17 protein-coding genes are annotated in these 16646 nt (G+C 47.2%); 5 read left to right on the top strand and 12 right to left on the bottom strand.

The window, feature by feature from the left end; all coding sequences use genetic code 11:
* Window positions 1-59: 59 nt before the first annotated feature.
* Window positions 60-674 carry a LysE family transporter gene (locus tag A7983_RS04270; RefSeq protein ID WP_005973235.1) on the bottom strand — a complete coding sequence of 205 codons (615 nt, stop codon included), beginning with the start codon at window positions 672-674 and terminating at the stop codon, window positions 60-62.
* A gap of 240 nt (window positions 675-914) precedes the next feature.
* Here A7983_RS04270 and A7983_RS04265 point away from each other — a divergent pair, with 240 nt between their 5' ends.
* The 4 genes from A7983_RS04265 to A7983_RS04250 all read left to right on the top strand — a co-directional run bounded on the left by A7983_RS04265 (window position 915) and on the right by A7983_RS04250 (window position 3157).
* Window positions 915-1688, top strand: a complete 774-nt coding sequence (locus tag A7983_RS04265) for a threonine/serine exporter family protein (protein ID WP_039478984.1) — start codon at window positions 915-917, stop codon at window positions 1686-1688.
* Window positions 1679-2149 carry a threonine/serine exporter gene (locus A7983_RS04260; protein ID WP_005973239.1) on the top strand — a complete coding sequence of 157 codons (471 nt, stop codon included), beginning with the start codon at window positions 1679-1681 and terminating at the stop codon, window positions 2147-2149. The genes A7983_RS04265 and A7983_RS04260 overlap by 10 nt, the downstream gene beginning before the upstream one ends.
* 98 nt (window positions 2150-2247) lie before the next feature.
* Window positions 2248-2730 carry a type 3 dihydrofolate reductase gene (gene folA, locus A7983_RS04255; RefSeq protein WP_005973241.1) on the top strand — a complete coding sequence of 161 codons (483 nt, stop codon included), beginning with the start codon at window positions 2248-2250 and terminating at the stop codon, window positions 2728-2730.
* A 232-nt stretch (window positions 2731-2962) separates the two neighbouring features.
* Window positions 2963-3157, top strand: coding sequence for a hypothetical protein (locus A7983_RS04250; protein ID WP_005973243.1), 195 nt, complete (start codon window positions 2963-2965; stop codon window positions 3155-3157).
* A 52-nt stretch (window positions 3158-3209) separates the two neighbouring features.
* Here the strand turns inward: A7983_RS04250 and apaH are convergent, their stop codons facing one another.
* From apaH to lptD, 6 genes are all read right to left on the bottom strand, one after another.
* Window positions 3210-4055 (bottom strand): bis(5'-nucleosyl)-tetraphosphatase (symmetrical) ApaH, encoded by an 846-nt coding sequence (gene apaH / locus A7983_RS04245; protein ID WP_005973245.1) that lies wholly within the window; start codon window positions 4053-4055, stop codon window positions 3210-3212.
* Between the two features lie 2 nt (window positions 4056-4057).
* A complete protein-coding gene (gene apaG, locus A7983_RS04240) occupies window positions 4058-4435 on the bottom strand; it encodes a Co2+/Mg2+ efflux protein ApaG (RefSeq protein ID WP_005973247.1) in 378 nt (125 codons plus the stop codon).
* A 12-nt stretch (window positions 4436-4447) separates the two neighbouring features.
* Window positions 4448-5266: a 16S rRNA (adenine(1518)-N(6)/adenine(1519)-N(6))-dimethyltransferase RsmA gene (gene rsmA / locus A7983_RS04235; RefSeq protein WP_005973249.1), complete on the bottom strand. Its 819-nt coding sequence runs from the start codon at window positions 5264-5266 to the stop codon at window positions 4448-4450.
* The gene (gene pdxA, locus A7983_RS04230) at window positions 5259-6260 is read right to left on the bottom strand and encodes a 4-hydroxythreonine-4-phosphate dehydrogenase PdxA (RefSeq protein ID WP_005973251.1); all 1002 of its coding nucleotides are present in this window, start codon (window positions 6258-6260) and stop codon (window positions 5259-5261) included. Before pdxA ends, rsmA begins: the two co-directional genes overlap by 8 nt.
* A complete protein-coding gene (gene surA, locus A7983_RS04225) occupies window positions 6260-7555 on the bottom strand; it encodes a peptidylprolyl isomerase SurA (protein ID WP_005973253.1) in 1296 nt (431 codons plus the stop codon). Before surA ends, pdxA begins: the two co-directional genes overlap by 1 nt.
* Before the next feature lie 92 nt (window positions 7556-7647).
* A complete protein-coding gene (gene lptD, locus A7983_RS04220; RefSeq protein ID WP_039478987.1) occupies window positions 7648-10017 on the bottom strand; it encodes an LPS assembly protein LptD in 2370 nt (789 codons plus the stop codon).
* A 187-nt stretch (window positions 10018-10204) separates the two neighbouring features.
* Here lptD and djlA point away from each other — a divergent pair, with 187 nt between their 5' ends.
* A complete protein-coding gene (gene djlA, locus A7983_RS04215) occupies window positions 10205-11095 on the top strand; it encodes a co-chaperone DjlA (RefSeq protein ID WP_005973257.1) in 891 nt (296 codons plus the stop codon).
* 95 nt (window positions 11096-11190) lie between these two features.
* On the opposite strand, the gene rluA is transcribed toward djlA, so the two are convergent.
* From rluA to A7983_RS04185, 5 genes are all read right to left on the bottom strand, one after another.
* Complete coding sequence (gene rluA / locus A7983_RS04210) at window positions 11191-11811, bottom strand: bifunctional tRNA pseudouridine(32) synthase/23S rRNA pseudouridine(746) synthase RluA (protein ID WP_005973259.1); 621 nt, start codon at window positions 11809-11811, stop codon at window positions 11191-11193.
* A gap of 478 nt (window positions 11812-12289) precedes the next feature.
* Window positions 12290-13213, bottom strand: a complete 924-nt coding sequence (locus A7983_RS04205) for a hypothetical protein (RefSeq protein ID WP_005973261.1) — start codon at window positions 13211-13213, stop codon at window positions 12290-12292.
* A 295-nt stretch (window positions 13214-13508) separates the two neighbouring features.
* Window positions 13509-14450: a hypothetical protein gene (locus A7983_RS04195; RefSeq protein ID WP_069704142.1), complete on the bottom strand. Its 942-nt coding sequence runs from the start codon at window positions 14448-14450 to the stop codon at window positions 13509-13511.
* A gap of 129 nt (window positions 14451-14579) precedes the next feature.
* The gene (locus A7983_RS04190) at window positions 14580-15521 is read right to left on the bottom strand and encodes a hypothetical protein (protein ID WP_005974641.1); all 942 of its coding nucleotides are present in this window, start codon (window positions 15519-15521) and stop codon (window positions 14580-14582) included.
* A gap of 129 nt (window positions 15522-15650) precedes the next feature.
* The gene (locus A7983_RS04185) at window positions 15651-16580 is read right to left on the bottom strand and encodes a hypothetical protein (RefSeq protein ID WP_069704141.1); all 930 of its coding nucleotides are present in this window, start codon (window positions 16578-16580) and stop codon (window positions 15651-15653) included.
* Window positions 16581-16646 lie beyond the last annotated feature (66 nt).

Here is a 16646-nt window from a genome sequence, read left to right as displayed (position 1 = left end):
ATAATAAAAGCCAGCGTTGGTAACAGCGCTGGCTTTTTTCATGGGGCGCGTTTTGAGTGTTAACCCAACGCCACTTTGATGCCCAGCGCGATCAACACCGTGCCCAGTAGCTTATCTACCAGTTTCTGCACTTTAGCCAACCCGCGGCGTACCGGTTCGCTTTGGAAAAGCACCACCAACAGCGGCCACCAGACGACAGATAGCCCCCAGATAATCATGGCGTACCACAGCTTTTCACCGATGCCGGAGTGAATATTCAGAACCTGAGTGAACATCGCCAGAAAGAAGAGTGTGGCTTTCGGGTTAAGCAGGTTACAGAGATAGCCTTGTAGGAACGCTTTTTTCAGGCTGACGCTTTGCTGCACCAGGTTTGATACGTCCATCTTGCTTCCGCCGCGCGCGAAGAGTGCCTGAATACCGATCCAGATTAGGTAGGCGGCGCCCGCATATTTCAGTACATTAAACAGCCACGGAGTGGTGGTGATAACGACGGCTAACCCGGCGACGCAGTACGCCATGTGGGTTGCGACGCCGCAGATTACGCCAATGGCAGTCATCATTGCGGCAGCGCGTGGGTAGCGCGCGGCATTTCTGATGACGAGGAAAAAATCGGGACCGGGGGAGATCATCCCTAACGTGGCGATGGTCGCGACAAACAGCGATGTTTCTAGCATGATCATTCCAGACAGTGAAAAAAGAGAGCAGCGAGGGGAATCATAACGCCAGAATAATGAATTCGCATCACTCTTATTGGTTATTAGGCGGCGATATGTTAACAATTATCCTTTAATTTTTTGTGGTTAATTTCAGGGGCAGGTTGAGAGAATAACATGGTCAGTGAACGTGAGAACCGTGAACTATTAAGTAGTGAAAAACTATTAAGTAGTGCAAAACAATTATGTGGCGAAAAACAGATGGGTGAAGCGCCACAGCAGCGGGAAATAACCCGGTTGTGCATCCAGTGCGCACTGCTGCTGTTACAGCATGGCGCAGAAAGTATGGTCGTGGAGCAACTGTCTTCAAGGCTAGGTATGGCATTGGGTGCTGATAGCGTTGAGAGTTCCATCTCGGCAAACTCGATTGTCTTGACCACCATCATGCAGGGGCATTGCCTGACCTCGACACGAAAGAATGTGGATCGCGGCATTAATATGCACGTTGTCATTGAGGTGCAGCATGCGGTCATCATGGCCGAGCATAAGCTGCTGGACGTGGCGGGCGTGGAAAAACGTCTGGGAAACATTAAGCCACTGCGCTATCCACGTTGGCTGATGGTTTCCGTTGTGGCGCTCTCCTGCGGCTGTTTCAGCCGTTTGAACGGCGGTGGGTGGGATGCCTTTATTGTCACATTGATTGCCAGTGGCCTGGCGATGTATGTCCGCCAGATCTTTACGGCGCGACATCTGAATCCGTTGATCAATTTCTGTATTACGGCGTTTGTCGCCACGTCGGCGTCAGGGTTGTTGATGCGTTTGCCTGCTTTTTCTCAGACCTCGACGGTGGCGATGGCGGCGAGTGTGCTGTTGTTGGTTCCTGGCTTTCCCTTGATCAACGCCGTGGCGGATATGTTTAAAGGGCATGTGAATACCGGTCTGGCACGCTGGACGGTAGCGAGCTTATTGACGCTGGCAACCTGTATTGGTGTAGTGATGGCGATGTCGCTGTGGGGGTTACGCGGATGGGCTTAAGTTTACTTTGGGCGCTATTGCAGGACATGGTGCTGGCTGCTGTTCCTGCGTTGGGGTTTGCGATGGTCTTCAACGTGCCACTGAAAGCGTTGCCTTACTGCGCACTGCTAGGGGGCGTCGGGCATGGCATCCGGTTTCTGGCGATACATTTTGGTATGAATATCGAATGGGCATCGTTTCTGGCGGCAATCCTGATTGGCATCACCGGCATTCGCTGGTCACGCTGGCTACTGGCGCACCCGAAAGTCTTCACTGTGGCTGCCGTTATTCCGATGTTTCCCGGTATCTCTGCCTATACGGCGATGATTTCGGTGGTGGAGATTTCGCATCTTGGCTACAGCGAAGCGCTGATGAGCGTCATGATGACCAATTTCCTGAAGGCCAGCTTTATCGTCGGTGCGCTCTCTATCGGCCTGTCTTTACCGGGAATCTGGCTCTACCGTAAACGGCCTGGGGTTTAAAACTCTTATATTACATTTCCGCCGAGTCTTAATATCGACGGGAGAAAGGGCTTTCCGTATAGTGTCAGCAATTTTCTGACCTACAGGGTTTTTTCACCATGGTTATTAGTTTGATTGCTGCACTGGCAGTGGATCGCGTGATTGGCATGGAAAACGCGATGCCGTGGCATTTGCCCGCCGATCTGGCATGGTTTAAGCGTAATACGCTTAATAAGCCGATTATTATGGGGCGTAATACTTTCCGTTCTATCGGTCAGCCGCTGCCCGGCCGGCTGAATGTGGTCGTCAGTAATCATCCTGGTGATGACGATCGCGTGACCTGGGTTTCTTCGTTAGATGCTGCGCTGGCGGCGGCAGGTGAGGTTGAGGAAGTGATGGTGATTGGCGGCGGCAGTATTTATCAGCAAATGCTGGCGCAGGCTAATCGTCTCTACCTGACGCACATTGATGCTGAAGTGGAAGGCGACACGCATTTCCCTGACTACGAGCCGGACGAATGGCAGTCTGTTTTCAGCGAATTCCATGATGCTGACGAGAGTAACTCACACAGTTACTGCTTTGAAATTCTGGAACGCCGCTAAGGGCATCTTTCTGCGATAGCGCTCTGTCGGTCATTCGATGAATACTCAAACCCGCCTCGCAGCGGGTTTTTTCATTTCACATTTCCGTCATCTGTCATCGTTAGTATAAAAACGAGTAATTGTTCGCGTAGTGAAATTGAAATATCGCTAAATTGAAATGTAGATAGGTCGAGATGCGGTTAAGTCGAAATAGACGTAAACCGCTGTGTTTGATATGAAGGAGATAGTGCGTATGGCGAATAGAAGCAGCAATCTGAATACTGACCGTTTGAGCGATCCGCGCCGCCGTGAATTACCGACAGATGGCGTAGAAGTCGTTGGTTTGGCCGGGTTTCTTGGTGGCGGCATCTGGTCGATCCCCTCCGAGGCGTTAGTCGTGCCATCATCTAAAAAGATTCAGTCTGGGGCGACTTTCCCCTTTCTATGACAATGGCACGGCTAGCAATGGAATGGCGACACCAGTGCATTACTCACCTATTTTAGAGCGTGATATCAACAGAGGCTTCGGTATTTGATGAAAGTGACGGTTGCGTAAAGTAGTGCTTATCATCCCAACGCAGCATAGTCATTTCTCCCCCCCAACAGCACCCGGTATCCAGCGCATAAATGTTTTCCGGCGTGCCTTTCCCTTCCAGTGATGCCCAATGGCCGAACACAATCGCGTATTCATCAGCGATTTGACTCGGTAGATCAAACCACGGTTTTAGTAGGGAAGGTGCCTGACCCGGAGGCTCTTTGCAGAGCATATCCAACTGCCCGCCAGAGAAGCAGTAGCGCATACGGGTAAAAACATTGGTGCTAAAACGCAGACGAGCCAGACCGCTGAGCTCTGGACTCCAGTGGTTCGGCATATCGCCGTACATGGCATCAAGGAAAAGTGGATAGCTGTCGCTACTCAGGATCGATTCAACTTCGCGTGCGCACATCAGTGTTGTCGGCAGATCCCACTGTGGTGTGATGCCCGCGTGCGCCATAACCAGTTTCAGATCGTCATCAACCTGTAAGATCGGTTGGCGGCGTAGCCAATTGATTAGCTCGTCTGCATCCGGTGCGGTGAGAAGATCGCTGAGACGATCTTTCGGTTTGTTGCGGCTGATACCGGCATAAACGGCCAGCAGGTGCAGATCGTGATTGCCAAGCACCATACGGACAGAGGAACCGAGGGAACGAACGAAGCGCAGTACCTGAAGCGAATCCGGCCCGCGTGCGACTAAATCACCGGTTAGCCAGAGCGTATCCTGCTCAGGATTAAAGGAAACTTGCGCCAATAACGCTTTGAGTTCAACTAAACAGCCGTGAACATCACCAACTAAATAGGTAGACATAATTAATGTATCAGTGAAGGGATAGCCAGACGAAAGACGGAGATTGGAACCTGAAATGCCTTACCCTGATGGTCAACCATATGGTAGTGGCCTTCCATTGTGCCGAGAGGCGTTTCCATGACGGCACCGCTGGTATACTGGAATTCGCTGCCAGGCTGGATAATCGGCTGTTCGCCGACTACGCCTTCACCCTGGACTTCAGTCTGCCGGCCGTTACCGTTAGTGATTAGCCAATAACGCCCCAAAAGCTGGATTTCATGACGCCCCAGATTGCGAATCGTAATCGTGTAAGCAAACACGAAACGTTCTTCATCAGGCTCCGATTGTGATTCCACGTAGAAGCTCTGAACCTGTACACAAACACGGGGCGCATTAATCATGATGAACTCCAGTTATTCCTGTTTTGCCGGGTGCTCGCTTAACCAGTTCGCCAACCGGCAATATTGCTCAACGGTCACATTCTCTGCACGGCTGGTGACATTGATACCCAGTTCGGTGAGCGTTTCTGGGGTGAACAGATTACCTAGGCTGTTACGCAGAGTCTTGCGGCGCTGATTAAACGCTTCTGTCGTGATGCGGCTCAGCACGCGAATATCACTGACCGGATAAGGGATCACGGCATGAGGCACGAGCCGCACTACGGCAGAATCGACTTTAGGTGCGGGCTTGAATGCTTCCGGTGGCACTTCAAGCACCGGAATTATCTGGCAATAATACTGTGCCATAACGCTCAGACGTCCAAAGGCTTTGCTGTTTGGCCCTGCCACCAAACGGTTAACCACTTCTTTTTGCAACATAAAGTGCATGTCGCGGATAGACTGAGTATAGGTGAACAAATGGAACATCAGCGGTGTGGAAATATTATACGGCAGGTTGCCAAAAACACGCAGCGGCTGCCCAGCCTGTTCAGCCAGCGCGGCGAAATCGATCGTCATGGCATCTTGCTGAATAATCGTCAGCTTATCTTTCAGGGTCGGATGCTTTTCCAACCGTGCCGCCAGATCCCGGTCCAGCTCAATGACGGTAAAACGATCCATTCTGTCGCCGACCGGAGCCGTCAACGCGCCAAGCCCCGGACCGATTTCTACCACAGCCTGACCTGGCTGAGGATGAATGGCCGAGACGATACTATCGATCACGAAATGATCGTTTAAAAAGTTTTGCCCAAAACGTTTACGGGCGAAGTGACCTTGGTGTACGCGATTATTCATTACTATTCTTTATCATTTTAATGGCAAGATTTAATGCCGTGATGAAGCTGCCGGGGTCAGCGCTACCGGTTGCGGCCAGCTCTAGTGCTGTACCGTGATCGACCGACGTGCGGATAAACGGTAGCCCCAGTGTGATATTAACAGCGCGCCCGAAGCCCTGATACTTCAGAACCGGGAGCCCTTGATCGTGATACATCGCTAAAACGGCGTCAGCGTGTTGCAGATACTTTGGTTGGAAAAGCGTGTCGGCAGGCAACGGCCCAATCAGCGTGATGCCCTGTTGCCGTAGCTCGTCCAGTGCCGGATTAATCACATCCAGCTCTTCACGGCCCATATGGCCGCCTTCACCCGCATGAGGATTCAGCCCACAGACATAAATCTGCGGTTGAGTGATACCAAATTTTGTCTGCAAATCATGATGTAAGATCGTGATGACTTCATGCAGACTCTGGCGGGTAATGGCCGCAGAAACGGCAGCGAGCGGTAAGTGTGTGGTCGCTAAGGCAACGCGTAACTCTTCTGTCGCCAGCATCATGACGACGCGGTCACAGTTGCTGCGATCGGCGAAAAATTCAGTGTGCCCGCTGAAGGGGACACCGGCATCGTTGATAATGCCTTTATGCACCGGGCCGGTAATCAGCGCCGCGAATTCACCGTTCAGGCAACCATCACACGCACGGGCTAACGTCTCAACGACGTAAGCGCTGTTGGCAACATTCAGTTGGCCTGCAATGACGGTTGCTGGTGTGGCGATCGGTAGGACGGTGAGGCTACCTGCCCGCTGTGGCTGTGCGGGCTGGTTGGGGTGATAGTCACGCAGCGCCAGCGGCATAGACAACTGCAATGCGCGAGTGAATAACAGCTCAGGATCGGCACAGCAAACGAGCTCTACAGGCCAGTCCTGCTGTGCCAGAGCAATCACCAGATCGGGGCCAATCCCGGCAGGTTCGCCGGGGGTGATCACAACGCGTGGCGTATTGCTCTCAGTCTGCATTAGTTAGCGGCACCATTAATCACTTTGACATAGGCCGATGCACGCTGTTCCTGCATCCAGGTTTGCGCTTCTTCCGCGAATTTACGATTAAAGATCATACGGTACGCTTGCTCTTTTTGCGCCGCGTCGGTTTTATCAACCTGACGGGTGTCCAGCAACTGAATCAGGTGCCAGCCAAAAGAGGAGTGAATAGGCTGGCTGATTTCGCCTTTTTTCAGCTTCAGCAACGCATCGCGGAAAGCCGGATCGTACATATCTGGAGAAGCCCAACCAAGGTCGCCGCCTTGATTCGCCGATCCTGGATCCTGAGAGAGCAGTTTGGCCTGTGCCGCGAAATCGGTGCTGCCGTTTTTGATCTGCTGTGCAACGTCGGCCAGCTTGGCTTGCGCCTGGCTGTCCGTCATCACCACGGAAGGTTTGATCAGAATATGACGAGCGTGGGTTTCAGTTACCGATACGTTTTTATTACCGCCGCGAATATCGTTAACTTTCAGAATGTGGAAACCCACACCAGAGCGAATCGGGCCAACGACTTGGCCTTTCTGCACTTGTGTTAAGCGTTCAGCAAACAGCGTTGGAATTTCTTGCAACTTGCCCCAGCCCATTTGGCCGCCTTTCAGCGCCTGAGAGTCAGATGAATAGGTGATGGCCAGCTTACCGAAATCCGCGCCTTCACTGATTTGCTTCACCAACGACGCAGCCAGATTCTCCGCCTCATCAACCTGCTGTTGAGTCGGGTTTTCCGGTAATGGGATCAGGATATGGCTCAGATTCAGCTCATCATTCTCGCCGGTCTGGTTAGCGATCTGCCTCGCCAGCGTATCGACTTCCTGTGGCAGTACGGTAACGCGACGACGAACTTCGTTGTTACGTACTTCCGAAATCAGCATCTCTTTACGAATCTGGTTACGGTAGGTGTTGTAGTTCAGACCTTCATAAGCCAACTGACTCTTTAACTGGTCTATAGACATCCGGTTCTGAGCGGCAATATTAGCGATTGCCTGATTTAACTGCTCATCCGTCACCTGAATACCCATTTTCTGCGCCATCTGCAGGATGATGTTATCCATGATCAGGCGGTCGGTAATCTGATGACGCAGCGTGGCGTCATCCGGTAACTGTTGCCCGGCCTGCTGGGCGTTCAGTTTTACCGATTGCAAAAGACTGTTTACATCACTTTCCAGTACGACGCTGTTATCGACGACTGCTGCGACCTTATCAACCACCTGTGGTGCTGCGAACGCGGTAGAGGCACTCAGTGCCAATCCGAGAATAAGCGTTCTCCAGTTATTCATACCTTTCCCATTATTTCATCCGCAAGGCGGGTTAAAGTTCCAACGTTTCAGTGAGACAGCCTGTTTGCTACTGCTAAGCACTCTGCATGACATCAGAATGCACGCTGGTAAGGCAAAATACCCGAGCGCAGCATTTTGTCAGAACCCAAGCCGTAATTACTGCTTAAACCACGTAATTCAATATTAAATGACACTTTGTTGTCGTATTCGCTGTTGCGGCTGGCGCTATTCCAGTCGGTAATTTTACGTTCATAACCGACGCTCACAGCCCAGCAGCAGGTGTTGTACTGTAAGCCAATAAGCTGGTTTGCTGGCTGATTAGCCTTGGTGTCGTAATAATAGGCACCCACAACCGCCCAGCGTTCGACGATCGGCCAACTCGCGGTGACACCAACCTGTGAGATACCTTGCTGGAAGCCAGGGTTCGTGACATTAGGGATCATGTCGCGAATATATTCAGGGCTAGCATAACGGTAGTTTAACTGTACCAGACGTTCCGCATCGCGACGGTATTCTAACACGGCATCGCCCAGCGCAACTTCGTTCAGGCGATTGTCATATTGCAGACCACCGCGAACACCCCAGTTGTCATCGATTTTCAGGAAGGAGTCACCTGCCCACACCTGGCTACCATTGTTACCACTTTTATCGAGTGACGTATTGCGGTCACCGGTACGTGGGCGATCGAAGTAATAGATTTGACCAATAGAAGCGTTAAAACGTTCAACCAACGCATCATCATAAATTCGCGTGGTGACACCGGTCACAAGCTGATTCGCGGACGCGATACGATCCAGACCGCTGTAGCTGCGATCGCGGAACAGGCCGGAATAGTCAGTCTGCATGAGCGTGGAGTCATAGCTATGGATACTGCTCTGATCGCGATAAGGCACGTACAGATATTGCGCACGAGGTTCCAGCGTCTGGGTATAAGCCTGCGACCAGTCCATTTCGCGTTCAAAGACCATCTTGCCATCGACTTTATATTGCGGCATCACCCGATTCACCGAGTCTTTCAGTGCATCTTTTGTACTTTGGTCAATGTTTGGCGTCGAGGAAGTGCGGTAACGCTCCAGATTATCCTGCTGGTAGTGCGTCGCTAATAGCTTAGCTTCGGTATTCAGGCTGGCCCAGCGGTTTGCCAGCGGGAGATTTAGCGTTGGCTCAACGTGCAGACGCGTGGCTTCTGGCCGGTTGTCGTTGACGTTGGTAAATTTTACCGCCTGACCGTAAAGGTGCATATCAACCGGGCCGATATCATTCTGGTAGTAATTGATATCAAGCTGTGGTTCTGCGCGGTAGACATCACGGCTGGTCGCATTGGAAAAGACCTGGAACTGTTTGGTGGACAGTGTGGTGTTCCAGTTTTGGTTCGCATAACCTGCACTGAGTTTTTGGGTGACGTAGCCGTCAGTAGTTGAACCGTAATGCGAATCCAGATCGGTAAAGTAGCGATCGTCGCTGACTTTTGTATAGTCCGCGTTAAAACGCCACACCTGATCCATCACGCCGCTGTGGCCCCAGTGGAGCAGCCAGCGGGTATCATTATCGTCCTGCGGTGCGTTTTTGGCGTATTCACGGTCGCTGGGGAGCCAGTCGAACTGAATAACACCGAGGCCCGGCGTGGCCAAATAGCGGAATTCGTTCTGCCACTGTACGCCGCGTTTGGTTTGCAGATGCGGAGTGATGGTGGCGTCAAAATTAGGGGCGATATTCCAGTAATAGGGTGTCAGCAGTTCAAAGCCATTGCTGCTACCATATTTTGCATTAGGGATCAGGAAGCCAGAGCGTCGTTTATCACCGATAGGAAGCTGTAAATACGGACTGTAGAACACAGGTACGCCACCAATCTTGAAACGCGCGTTCCAGATTTCAGCAACCTGTTCTTCTCTGTCTTGAATTACTTCCGAACCGACGACACTCCAGCTATTATCTCCCGGCAGGCAGGAAGTGAAGGAGCCGTTTTCCAGAATGGTGTAGCGATTGCTGTCACGCATTTTCATTTTGTCGGCGGAACCACGCCCTTGACGGCCCACCATCTGATAGTCGCCTTCATAGACGTCAGTATCTTTGGTATTCAGGTTGGCCCAGGCTTTAGGGCCTTTGAGGATGACCTGATTGTCGTCGTAGTGGACATTCCCCGTCGCGGTAATGGTGCGCGTAGGTGTGCTGCCCTGCGTTGCCGGATCCAGTTGGTTCAACTCCACCTGCTCGGCAGTCATGATGCTGTTGCCCTGCTGGATGTTAACATTGCCGATGAATTTGGCGTTGTCGGGATAATTGGCTTCGGTTTTGTCGGCCTGAATATTGACCGGCAACTGATTGGGATCGCCTGTTACCAGCGGCCTGTTGTACGTGGGTACACCCAGCATGCACTGTTCAGCGAGATCGGCCAGCGCGTGCTGGCTGTAAAGCGCCGACCAAACCAGAGTGGCCAGCAGAGTTGGGAAACTTTTTTTCATACGTGTTATCGGGTGTTCCGTCATCAGGGGCATCATGTCGGCAAACGGTCAGAGACTATATCACTCGTTAGCGTTGCGCCAGTGTTAAATCCCCACCGCTTATATACGCACCGCCGTTAGGTGCAAAGATAAATGACAGGTATGATAAAGCAATTTTTGGCTGACGGCATGAGGATTTGAGGAGTATATGCGGTATTGGGGAAAGTTGCTGGGGTTGGCGCTGGGAATTGCCTCAAGCGTTGGCATCTGGGGAGTGATCATGGGTTTACTGATGGGGCATTGGATTGACAGAGTCCAGGCATCGCGTCGCCGTGATTATTTCTCCGCTCAGTCTACCCGTCAGTCACTGTTCTTTCTCACGACCTTTCAGGCGATGGGGCATCTGACCAAATCCAAAGGCCGGGTGACGGAAGCTGACATCAAGATCGCGACCAAAATGATGGATCGCCTTGAGCTGTTTGGTGAGGCTAGAACTGCTGCCCAACGGGCTTTCCGCGAGGGAAAAGCTGGCCATTTCCCTTTGCGAATAAGATTGCGCAAGCTGCGTGATGCCTGTCTGGGGCGTTTTGATTTAATTAAGATGTTTCTGGAAATTCAGCTTCAGGTCGCGTTTGTCGATGGTGTTCTACACCCAAATGAGCGCCGTGTGCTGTATGTTATTGCGGATGAACTGGGCGTGACGCGTGAGCAGTTTGAGTTCTTTTTGCGGAATATGGAAAGCCCCACGGGGCAGCAGTCTCGGCAAAACCAGTCACGACAGAATGGCAAATCACATCAGCGGCGCAGCAGTAGTTATTCCAATGGCGGTTATTCCAACGGACACTCTTATGGTGGTCAACGCCCAGCGTCGGTGCCGTGTGGGCCAACGGTTGAAAGTGCCTGCCGTACTTTGGGGGTGCGCAGCAGCGATGATGCCGCAACGATTAAACGCGCTTACCGTAAACTCATGAGCGAACATCATCCCGATAAGCTGGTCGCGAAGAAGCTTTCACCGAGAATGATGGAGATGGCCAAACGCAAAGCGCAGGATATTCAAGCCGCCTATGAACTGTTAAAAGGTGCGAATCGGGCAAAATAATCCGCATCCTTCCTCTTCTTTCTCACTTCTCTTATGCTTTATCTCTTAACCGTTCATGCTGAATATAATGTGGAAATTCCGCTAGCGCGTTTGCCTCAGAAATCCGCCTCACAACGAAAGTGCATCGGGGTATTGAACGCTGGGTGTGTGATCGCTAACTCTTGTGCATGCAGTAAAAGGCGGGGGGCCATCGCTTTGGCATCGGGATGTGCGTAAAAGCCATCGCCGAGGATAGGGTGGCCGAGTGCGAGCAGGTGGACGCGCAGTTGATGAGAACGACCGGTAATCGGCATCAGCTTGACGCGTGTCGTACCGTCATCGTCACGCGAGAGTACCTGATACTCCGTCTGTGCTGATTTTCCTGTTTCAAAGCAGACTTTCTGTTTCGGGCGGTTCGGCCAGTCGCAGATCAGTGGCAGATCGATAACGCCTTCATCCTGCGCCATATGTCCCCAGACGCGGGCAAGGTAGCATTTCTTAGGTTCACGCTCGCGAAACTGGCGCTTTAATTCGCGCTCGGCAGCTTTTGTGAGTGCAACGGCAATCACGCCGCTGGTTGCCATATCCAGACGATGAACAGATTCGGCCGTGGGGTAGTCAGCCTGAATACGGCTCATGACGCTGTCTTTGTTTTCTGGCGCACGGCCGGGAACCGACAGCAGCCCGCTGGGCTTATTCACCACCATGATGTGCTGATCTTGATAAATTACTACCATATACACTTTTCTCTATCTGATTTAATTAACATGCCATTGTATATTTAATTGATTTTATTTGTTTTTGTTGATGTATTGCAATCTCTCGTTGTCCCGCCTAATTTCATCAACCCTCTCATAGTTTTGGCTGATAGCTTATTCCAGACTATATAGCTTTGTGAAATAGTAGGTTGCTGGTTGAATATACAGTAATTACTTTGCAAATCATCACGCGTGATGGTTAAGCCTTACCAGACGGGCATTTAATGGTGAGAAACCTCTAACACCTTGTGCTACAAACCTTCCATCGAGTGTAGCGGTATTATGCAGGATTATTTAGATTCAGGAATATTCCTGTAGGTCATTAAAGGTTAGAAATTGTCATGCAAATATTCAATAGCTGTATGAACAAAGTCGGCCCGGCGGTAACGGTAATGCTTTCATAAATTTATTCAGTCAGCCTCATATCACCTCTATGTTCCCTATGACTGAGGATTTATTATTTGAAGAGATCCCTGACAAAGGATATTTTCGGATTAATAGCAATCAGTTTATCAAGTAATGGATAAAACCATTTCGGCGCTTGCCATTGGCTAAAGTCGGGACGGTGATCGATTGCCATTGGCGTATTGAGTAACGGATGATCAATCTCTGGGGTACTTAACCCATGTTTAGCACGGAAATTCTTCACAGCCTGGTATTCAAATGGCCATAGGAGTAAATGTGGTTCCTCAATTTCATATCCCATATAGTCAACCTCTTCTTCAACAAGAGTAGGTCTTGCACTCCAGTGCACGTGGTTATCGCATAATGCAACCAACCATTCTTTAACTAAATTTTCATTTTTTGAATATAAAGCCTCTCTGACAAAATCTCTATAAAAGTGATCGAAGGGTATTGTCATTGAATCCCAGTCGATGACTTGATCACGCTCGCTTGCTAACATCTCAACTGCAAGAACCGCTAAACGTTGGGGAGGGATTTCTCCTAAATCACCTGCTGGCATTGTATTCAATCCATCAATGATAAACGGATAACAATTATTAACTACTTCAAATTTTTCACATGCCATGAAGGTAAGTAGCCCAATCCCTTGTTTAAATAATGGATTATCAAAATACTCAACATGTTTGCTATGTGAACCGTAATCACTAAAAAGTGACATGGCATAATATGCAATTGAGTCACATAAATATTGATTATCTATTCTCTCTTTAAAATTTATTAACCACGCATAATAAAAAGCATATCGCGGCGACACTATATCAAAAAATGCCATTGAATTTACAAATGCATCCGTTGGTGTATCTGTAGGCTCAAGAATGAATCTGTCAAAATCTTTTAATGATGATAAATATTCATTAGGGTCAAGTGAACTATTGTTTTCATTATAATAATTCTGAGTGTCTTTGAATGTCTTCATTACTGAAAACTCCTACAATTAGAAATTTGTGCATGTTTTATTATAGCAATTCCGTCCTTCTTAATTTCTGACAGATTCCCCTCATCTTGTTCCAATGGTGTCAGACCTTTAGTATCCATAGCCATGATTTTGACTTCAAAGAAGTCCCAAAAATGCGGGGAAGGCGGCGCTGTATTGACCACTTTGATAGTGGCTCTCACCACTCTGCGGTTAATGCACGATATATTAACGTTGGTTGCCATCATTCGCTTCTCGATTCATATTACTCCCTATGTTTTCTATGACTGGAAACTCGTTATTTGAAGAGATCTCTGACAAAGGATATTTTCGGATTAATAGTAATCAGTTTATCGAGTAATGGATAAAACCATTCCGGGGCTTGCCATTGGCTAAAGTCGGGACGGTGATCGATTGCCATTGGCGTATTGAGTAACGGATGATCAATCTCAGGGGTGCTTAACCCATGTTTAGCACGAAAGTTCTTCACAGCCTGGTATTCAAATGGCCATAGGAGTTGATAGTCTTCTGATATTTCATAGCCCAAAAGCGGCGATTCATTCTCAATAAGCTCAGAACGAGCGGACCACTTTAAATGATTATCACAAAGTGCGTTGAGCCAATCTGTTAATACCTTTTCATCTGTTGAATATAAAACTTCCTTAACGAAATCGCGATAAAAGCGATCAAAAGGAATTTCCATAGAATCCCAATCGATGGTCTGGTTATGTTCACTTGCAAGCATTTCAATCGCTAATATACCTAGTTTTTGTATTTCTAGATCCTTAAAGTCATCTATAATTGTACTTTTTAAACCATCAACTATAAATGGATAGCAGCGTTCAGATAAATCAAACTGGTGGCAAGCCATAAAATAAAGCAATGCCGAACCTTGTTTATGTATGGGGATATAAAAATATTCGGTGTGGTCTTCATGCGAACCATAGTCGCTAAAAAGAGACATGGCTTCAAAAACAATGTAATTACATAAGTATTGGTTGGCTATTTTTTTATTAAAAATAATATTCCATGAATAGTAGTATGCATGACTAGGAGCTATGGTTTCAAAGAGGCTATTTGATGTTATGAATGTCTTATCGGGTGAGTTTCCTATTTTATTTAATTTTTCTAAATATACATCACCTTCTTCATTTGTTAAATTAACATATCTTTCGATATCCATGTTGGAATTATTTCTACTGTGGAAATAATCTCTGATTTCATTGAATCTCTGGCTCATTAAAAATTACCTTTATTACTTAAAAATTGTGGGCGATGTGAAATGTCAACTCCGAAAAGTTCTTTAACAACACTCTGATTTTCAAACCGCAACGTCATTTTTTAAGTCCTTCAGAGTTGGCTGGATTTATTATTTGAAAAGATCCCTGACAAAGGAGATTTTCGGATTAATAGCAATAAGTTTATCGAGTAATGGATAAAACCATTCCGGGGCTTGCCATTGGCTAAAATCGGGACGATGATCGATTGCCATTGGCGTTTTGAGTAACGGATGATCAATCTCTGGGGTGCTTAACCCATGTTTAGCGCGAAAGTTCTTCACAGCCTGGTATTCAAATGGCCATAGGAGCTGATAGTCTTCTGATATTTCATAGCCCAAAAGCGGCGATTCATTCTCAACAAGCTCAGAACGAGCTGACCATTTTAAATGATTATCACAAAGTGCGTTGAGCCAATCTATTAATACCTTTTCATCTTTTGAGTATAAAGCTTCCTTAACAAAATCGCGATAAAAATGGTCAAAAGGAATTCCCATAGAATCCCAATCGATGGTTTGATTATTCTCACTTGCAAGCATTTCAATCGCTAATATGCCTAACTTTTGTACTTCTAGATCCTTAAAATCATCTATAATTGTACTTTTTAAACCATCAACTATAAATGGATAGCAGCGTTCAGATAAATCAAACTGGTGGCAAGCCATAAAATAAAGTAATGCCAAACCTTGCTTATTTATGGGGATATAAAAATATTCGGTGTGATCTTCATACGAACCATAGTCACTAAAAAGAGACATGGCTTCAAAGACAATGTAATTACATAAGTATTGGTTGGCTATTTTTTTATTAAAAATAATACTCCATGAATAGTAGTATGCATGGCTAGGGGCTATGGTTTCAAAGAGACTATTTGATGTTATGAATGTCTTCTCAGGTGAGTTTTCTATTTTATTTAATTTTTCCAAATATACATCACCTTCTTCATTTGTTAAATTAACATACCTTTCAGTATCCATGTCGGAGCTGTTTCTACTGTAGAAATAATCTCTGATGTCATCGAATCTCTGGCTCATTTAAAATTACCTTTATTGCTTCGAACTTGTGAATGATGTGAAATATCAACCCCGAAAAGTTCTTTAACAACACTCTGATTTTCAAACCGCAACGTCATTTTTTAAGTCCTTCAGAGTTGGCTGGATTTATTATTTGAAAAGATCCCTGACAAAGGTGATTTTCGGATTAATAGCAATCAGTTTATCGAGTAATGGATAAAACCATTCCGGGGCTTGCCATTGGCTAAAATCGGGATGGTGATCGATTGCCATTGGCGTATTGAGTAACGGATGATCAATCTCAGGGGTGCTTAACCCATGTTTAGCACGAAAGTTCTTCACAGCCTGGTATTCAAATGGCCATAGGAGTTGATAGTCTTCTGATATTTCATAGCCCAAAAGCGGCGATTCATTCTCAATAAGCTCAGAACGAGCGGACCACTTTAAATGATTATCACAAAGTGCGTTGAGCCAATCTGTTAATACCTTTTCATCTGTTGAATATAAAACTTCCTTAACAAAATCGCGATAAAAATGGTCAAAAGGAATTCCCATAGAATCCCAATCGATGGTCTGGTTATGCTCACTTGCAAGCATTTCAATCGCTAATATACCTAGTTTCTGAATAGCTGAATCATCTTTATGTATATTGTTTTTGTTTTTTAATTTATCAAAAATAAAAGGACTGCAATATGCTGTAATATCATTTTTATGACAAGAGATGAACGCAAGTAGGGCACAACCTTGTCTAGATAAAGTCTCTTTGAAATTATCAATGTGTCCAGAATGTGATGTATATTCGATGAATAGATACATTGATTCAAAGGCAATGAAATTACATAACATTTGGTTGTTGATTTTTTTTTCAAAAACCAGCTCCCACATGTAATAATACATCTGTCCGGGAGATACTCTTTCGAAAAAAATCTTTGAAGTTATGTACAATTCATTGGGGTTGTCTCGGATATCATCCAAATACATATCATAGGAGTCTGTTAATAATATTAAATATCTTTCTGTATCCATGTGAATATTATTTTCACTATAGAAGTAATGGTTAATATCATCATAGCGACTCATTATTTAATGCTCCCATTATTTCTTATTTGCGAATGCGTCATGATGGTTATGTCGAAAAGCATCTTT

This window comes from Pectobacterium wasabiae CFBP 3304, assembly GCF_001742185.1.
Taxonomy (GTDB): domain Bacteria; phylum Pseudomonadota; class Gammaproteobacteria; order Enterobacterales; family Enterobacteriaceae; genus Pectobacterium; species Pectobacterium wasabiae.
Note: the sequence above shows the minus strand (reverse complement) of the source record. Positions and strands in the feature narration are given on the sequence as shown.

Excerpts from the sequence above, each read along its gene's own strand:
- A7983_RS04270 (WP_005973235.1), bottom strand. The coding sequence starts at position 674 with ATGCTAGAAACATCGCTGTTTGTCGCGACCATCGCCACGTTAGGGATG.
- A7983_RS04265 (WP_039478984.1), top strand. The coding sequence starts at position 915 with ATGGGTGAAGCGCCACAGCAGCGGGAAATAACCCGGTTGTGCATCCAG.
- A7983_RS04260 (WP_005973239.1), top strand. The coding sequence starts at position 1,679 with ATGGGCTTAAGTTTACTTTGGGCGCTATTGCAGGACATGGTGCTGGCT.
- folA (WP_005973241.1), top strand. The coding sequence starts at position 2,248 with ATGGTTATTAGTTTGATTGCTGCACTGGCAGTGGATCGCGTGATTGGC.
- A7983_RS04250 (WP_005973243.1), top strand. The coding sequence starts at position 2,963 with ATGGCGAATAGAAGCAGCAATCTGAATACTGACCGTTTGAGCGATCCG.
- apaH (WP_005973245.1), bottom strand. The coding sequence starts at position 4,055 with ATGTCTACCTATTTAGTTGGTGATGTTCACGGCTGTTTAGTTGAACTC.
- apaG (WP_005973247.1), bottom strand. The coding sequence starts at position 4,435 with ATGATTAATGCGCCCCGTGTTTGTGTACAGGTTCAGAGCTTCTACGTG.
- rsmA (WP_005973249.1), bottom strand. The coding sequence starts at position 5,266 with ATGAATAATCGCGTACACCAAGGTCACTTCGCCCGTAAACGTTTTGGG.
- pdxA (WP_005973251.1), bottom strand. The coding sequence starts at position 6,260 with ATGCAGACTGAGAGCAATACGCCACGCGTTGTGATCACCCCCGGCGAA.
- surA (WP_005973253.1), bottom strand. The coding sequence starts at position 7,555 with ATGAATAACTGGAGAACGCTTATTCTCGGATTGGCACTGAGTGCCTCT.
- lptD (WP_039478987.1), bottom strand. The coding sequence starts at position 10,017 with ATGAAAAAAAGTTTCCCAACTCTGCTGGCCACTCTGGTTTGGTCGGCG.
- djlA (WP_005973257.1), top strand. The coding sequence starts at position 10,205 with ATGCGGTATTGGGGAAAGTTGCTGGGGTTGGCGCTGGGAATTGCCTCA.
- rluA (WP_005973259.1), bottom strand. The coding sequence starts at position 11,811 with ATGGTAGTAATTTATCAAGATCAGCACATCATGGTGGTGAATAAGCCC.
- A7983_RS04205 (WP_005973261.1), bottom strand. The coding sequence starts at position 13,213 with ATGAAGACATTCAAAGACACTCAGAATTATTATAATGAAAACAATAGT.
- A7983_RS04195 (WP_069704142.1), bottom strand. The coding sequence starts at position 14,450 with ATGAGCCAGAGATTCAATGAAATCAGAGATTATTTCCACAGTAGAAAT.
- A7983_RS04190 (WP_005974641.1), bottom strand. The coding sequence starts at position 15,521 with ATGAGCCAGAGATTCGATGACATCAGAGATTATTTCTACAGTAGAAAC.
- A7983_RS04185 (WP_069704141.1), bottom strand. The coding sequence starts at position 16,580 with ATGAGTCGCTATGATGATATTAACCATTACTTCTATAGTGAAAATAAT.